Here is a 5,477-nt window from a genome sequence, read left to right on the forward strand (position 1 = left end):
GCCAACGACGCCAACACCAACGCCAACTTCTCCGGCTGACCATGCGCGGGCACCACCACCGACACCGACAACACCGGACTCCACCCCCCGAGAGGGGGGACGTCCAGGACGCCGTGGTCGTTGAGGCGGACGCGCGGCTGGTCGGTGAAGTCGGGTGGCCCGGCCTCCCCCTGGCCGAGTGGTGGTCCGTCGGTCTTCTCCGGTCGCAGCCGCGGCATGATCACGGCCTTCTCCTCGGTCGTCGGACGACGGTCTGAAGTACTCTCCGGGGTGCTCAACGGTGTCCCCCTGTGTGCTCGGTGTACTGGTCCGGCCGGTCGCCGAGGGGTGCGGGTGCACCCTCCAGCAGGGCGCTGGGCCGCCAGCCGGTCCACTGTTCGGTGTGATGGCGCAGGAAGTAGCCGAGGTCGGTGTCCCAGGTGTGTCCCTCGCCGGACCGGCGCAGCACGTAGCCGAGGCCGTGCGTCCGATAGACGCACCCCCCGCTGCGGACGGCCGCCAGCAGGAACTGGCTGTCCACGGCGCGCGGCCGCGGACGGAAGCCCCCGGTCTCCTCCAGCACTCCGCGGTCGGTGAGAATGGTCCCCCCCGCGATGGCGGGGCTGATCGCCTCCGACCGCGCGGGGCGCCACACGGTCAGGTCGATCTCCTGCAGGTAGGTGTAGCTGTGTCCGGCGCCGACGACCTCGGCTCCGGAGTAGGTGCGGGCCAGCAGCAGGTCGGCCAGGTGCTCGGGCCCGTACCAGTCGTCGTCGTCCCACTTGGCCACCAGCGTTCCCGAGACACGGTCGACCGCCTCGTTGAGCACCGCACCGAAAACGGTGCCGCCGTCGGCCTCGTGCACCACCAGCGGAATCCCCGTCTCCCCGAACTCGGCCACCGCCGAAGCCACCTCCGGCAGAGAGGCCGGGAAACCGTGGAGAGCCAGCACCACCTCGAGGCGCACATGCCGCTGACGCGCGATCTGGGCCAGCGCGAACCCCACCATCCCCGGACGCCGCGTGCACAGCACCACCGACACCCGCGGCTCCGGCGGCACCGCAAGACCGGCCTCGGCCGCCAGCGCACGCCACCGCGCACGCACCCCGTGCGCACGCAGAGCCGCCCGACGCAACCGCACACTGTGCTCCTCACGACGCAGCGCGTCGGCAAGGTGCTCCTCCCCCATCGAGGAGATCAGTTCCGACAGCTCCTCGCCCAGGCCCGCCGCCCAGACCGGTACCGGTCCGCCGACCAGCGGCACCCCGCCGGCCGCCAGGGAGGCGACCGCGCGCACCATGGTGGGTCCGCCGCGCCCGGTCCAGTCCACCCGGACGCCGCGCAGGTCCCGCAGTCGGGCGAGGTCGTTCTCGGTGACGGTGCCGTCCCGGGGCACTTCCACGCGGACCTTCCGGTCGTCGCTCAGCAGCACGCGGCCCTCCTCCTCCGCGAGCACCCCGACCGGTCCCTTCACGCGGGTCCTGAACCCGGACGGGTTGACGAGGCGTTCGTCGACCGGGGCGATCCGCCCGACCGGGTCGGGACCGTGGACGTGGAGTGCAGCGGCCCTCAGGTCACCAGGGGGCAGGAAGGCGGCCTCGGCGGTGTAGCGGTCCAGAGCGGGAACCTCCACGTCCTCCCAGAAAGGAAGACCCTGCCCCTCGTCGAGCCGCAGCACCACGTCCGACACCGGCGTCACCCGGTCCATCTCCACCGGCCCCGACGCCGGCGCACCCCGCGCCGAGAGCTCACCCGGCAACCACGCACCCGCACCGCGACCGTGCAACCCACCGAAGAAACCGGTGCCGGGGCCGCGCCTGCGCCCGCGTGCGCCGTGGACGAGACAGGACAGCATCTCGGCGACGGGGCCTCCGCCGGGGAAGAACGCCTCGCAGACCCACCCCCGGCGGCCGACCCTGCGCACCCGCAGCTCGTACAGGTCGTTCCACTCGTCCATCCCCGGCGGAACCGGAGCCAACGGCCCCAGATGAGCGGGCACGTACTCCACCGCCACCAGCAGATGCGCCGCACGCGGCAACTCCCCCGCCACCGCAACGGCCCGACGCAGATCCGACACACTCGCCGCCACCACCGCGACCAGACCCACCGACCCCGGCTCCCCCTCCCCGCCGACCCCCTCCACCTCCACCCGCTCCCCCACAGGGTGGACATCCAGATCCACAACCCGGTCACACGGCCGCAACCGCACACCGGCAACCTCCCCCCACAGAGCACCGGCACCACCGGCACGGCAGAGGACGGCCGGCTCGTCACCGCGGTTGTTCAGGGCTTGGCGGACGGCTGAGGTGATCATCGGGCGACCTCCGGAGGTCGGCGGCACAGAACGCGGACGCTTGTCGACCACAAAAGCCCAGCGTAAGACCAGGTATCACAATGAGTGCTATCTCATGCGCGTGTCGTCACTTTTGGGGCATTCGATACCTGGCGACCGCTCCGAGCAGGGCTGTCACCGCCCGGCGTCCCGCCTGCCGCCGAACGGTTCCGGCACGCCCTCCAGCAGGGCGCTGGGCCGCCAGCCGGTCCACTGCTCGGTCCGGCCTCCCAGGAAGTAACCGAGGTCGACGTTCCAGGTGTGTCCCTCGCCGGACCGGCGCAGCACGTAGCCGAGGCCGTGCGTCCGGTAGACCCGGCCGCCGACGCGGCCCACCGCCAGCAGGAACTGGCTGTCCACGGCGCGCGGCCGCGGACGGAAACCGCCGACCTCCTCCAGGATTCCGCGGTCGGCCAGGATGCTGCCGCCGAGGATGCCCTTGTGCGGCATCTCCGAGAAGCTGGTACGCCGCACCGTGAGGTCGAGCGTCTCCAGGTAGGTGTAGCTGTGGCTGATGCCGACGACGTCGGCTCCGGAGTAGGTGCGGGCCAGCAGCAGGTCGGCCAGGTGCTCGGGCCCGTACCAGTCGTCGTCGTCCCACTTGGCCACGAGCGTTCCCGAGGCACGCGCCACCGCCTCGTTGAGGACCGCACCGAAAACGGTGTCCCCCTCGGCCTCGTGCACGACCAGCGGCCTTCCCGTGGCCTCGTACTCGGCCACGGCCGAGGCCACCTCCGGCAGAGAGGCCGGAAAGCCGTGCAGAGCCAGCACCACCTCGACCTCCGCACCTCGCTGGCGGGCGATCTGGGCCAGCGCGAACCCCACCATCCCCGGACGCCGCGTGCACAACACCACCGACACCCGCGGCTCCGGCGGCACCGCAAGACCGGCCTCGGCCGCCAGCGCACGCCACCGCGCACGCACCCCGTGCGCACGCAGAGCAGCCCGACGCAACCGCACACTGTGCTCCTCACGACGCAGGGCGTCGGCGAGGTGCTCCTCTTCCGTCGAGGAGAGCAGTTCCGACAGCTCCTCGCCCAGGCCCGCCGCCCAGACCGGTACCGGTCCGCCGACCAGCGGCACCCCGCCGGCGGCCAGGGAGGCGACCGCGCGCACCATGGCGGTCCCGGTGTTCTCCGACCAGTCCACCCGCACGCCGCGCAGGTCCCGTACGTGGTCGAGGCCCGCATCGGTGACGGTGCCGTCGCGGGGCACCTCCGCCCGGATCTTCCGGCCGTCGTACAGGACCACGTTCCCGTCGTGCACGGTGAGCAGGCCCATCGGGCCTCCGCTCTCGGGCCGGAAGCCGGACGGGTTGACGAGGCGCTCGTCGACCGGGGCGATCCGCCCGACCGGGTCGGGACCGTACACGCGCGGGGCGGCGCGGTCGGGGGTCCCGGCCGCCGGCCGATAGGCGGCCTCGGCGGTGTAACGGTCCAGAGCGGGAACCTCCACGTCCTCCCAGAAGGGAAGCCCCTGCCCCTCGTCGAGCCGCAGCACCACGTCCGACACCGGCGTCACCCGGTCCATCTCCACCGGCCCCGACGCAGGAGCACCCCGCGCCGAGAGCTCACCCGGCAACCACGCACCCGCACCGCGACCGTGCAACCCACCGAAGAAACCGGTGCCCGAACCCCTCCTCCGGCCGCGAGCACCGTGCACGACAGCCGACAGGAACTCGGCCGCTCCGGTTCCGCCGGGGAAGAACGCCTCGCAGACCCACCCCCGGCGGCCGACCCTGCGCACCCGCAGCTCGTACAGGTCGTTCCACTCGTCCATCCCCGGCGGAACCGGAGCCAACGGCCCCAGATGAGCGGGCACGTACTCCACCGCCACCAGCAGATGCGCCGCACGCGGCAACTCCCCCGCCACCGCAACGGCCCGACGCAGATCCGACACACTCGCCGCCACCACCGCGACCAGACCCACCGACCCCGGCTCCCCCTCCCCGCCGACCCCCTCCACCTCCACCCGCTCCCCCACAGGATGGACATCCAGATCCACAACCCGGTCACACGGCCGCAACCGCACACCGGCAACCTCCCCCCACAAGGCACCGGCACCACCGGCACGGCAGAGCAGAGCGGGTTCGCGGCCACAGGTGCGCAATGCCTGGCGCAGAGCGGAAAGAATCACGGAACATCCCCGACTCGGTTGGCGGTACGGTTCGGCTCCGGGCCCCCGGAAGCCCTGGGCGGATCCCCAGCACGACCAGGCTAATTACTCTGCGATCACATCCGCGTGCACCACGTGGTGATTCGGGGCCGGATGTGCCCGGACCGCCTCGCGGGGGCGGCCCGGGCTCCGGGTCAGCGGACGAACTTGCGCGCGATCCTGCGGGTCACACCGGGGGTGAACCAGCGCAGCTTGCGTTCGGCCCGACGGGCGCGGGCCCGCAGGCGTTCCACCTCGGTCCGGGCCTGGTCGAGCTTGCGCCGCAGGGCCTCGGGGCTCTCTCCCTTCCCCTCTCCCTCTGCGGGAACGAGCGCTCCGCCGGGCATCCAGTGGGTGCCGTAGACCTCCTCCACGGCGCGGTCCAGATCCCGGCCCCGGGCGCCGGGGAACAGGTGGCGGGCCCGTGCGAAGGCCTGGGCGCGCTCCATGCGCAGCACCCCGTCCCCCTCCCGGGTCGCCCCGGGCAGGGGTGCGCACAGCAGGCCGGCCTTCTCCTTGTTCGCGGTGTCGACCATGTCGGCGACCGCCGTCCCCGTGAGTGCGGTGCCGGCGGGGACGTACAGCCGGAAGGGCACCTGCGGGTCCTCCTCGGGGGCCTCCTCGGAGAAGCGCACCCGGGGATCGCCGCGGAAGGTCTCGCGGATCAGGCGCAGGTCCAGCTGCGCCTCGTCCAGCGGCGAGCGCCTCCCGTCCCCGATGCCGCTCCAGGGACCCACCAGCCACAGGCGGATGTCGGGCGTGGTTCCGGCCAGCAGTGCCGAGACGGTGGTGCCCGCCTCCTCCAGGGTGGCGCTGGCCGCGTCGACGACCACGTCGACCAGGGGCACCTCCCAGATCCGCTCGGGACTCTTGCGGCGCAGGTGGAAGTCGGGCACCCGGTTGGAGACGTACGGGCTGCGGTAGCGCGTGCCCGCGTCGCGCCGCGTCTGCATCTGGGAGCGGCCCAGGTGCCAGCTGCTGGTGTCCAGGTCGGGGACGAACAGCGCGCCCC

Annotated in this window: 2 protein-coding genes and 2 pseudogenes; all 4 read right to left on the reverse strand. The window is 72.8% G+C overall.

Annotation, left to right across the window (positions count from 1 at the left end; genetic code table 11):
* Positions 1-218 (reverse strand): annotated as a pseudogene (locus tag FHS13_RS21240) (glycosyltransferase family 2 protein); the annotation flags it as partial.
* A gap of 56 nt (positions 219-274) precedes the next feature.
* Complete coding sequence (locus tag FHS13_RS21095) at positions 275-2,293, reverse strand: glycosyltransferase family 2 protein (RefSeq protein WP_184293714.1); 2,019 nt, start codon at positions 2,291-2,293, stop codon at positions 275-277.
* A 153-nt stretch (positions 2,294-2,446) separates the two neighbouring features.
* Entirely contained in the window at positions 2,447-4,447 is a 2,001-nt protein-coding gene (locus tag FHS13_RS21100) for a glycosyltransferase (RefSeq protein ID WP_184293715.1), read from the reverse strand.
* 173 nt (positions 4,448-4,620) lie between these two features.
* Positions 4,621-5,477: pseudogene (locus FHS13_RS21105) on the reverse strand (glycosyltransferase family 2 protein); the annotation flags it as partial.

Source organism: Nocardiopsis algeriensis, assembly GCF_014203695.1.
GTDB classification, from domain to species: domain Bacteria; phylum Actinomycetota; class Actinomycetes; order Streptosporangiales; family Streptosporangiaceae; genus Nocardiopsis; species Nocardiopsis algeriensis.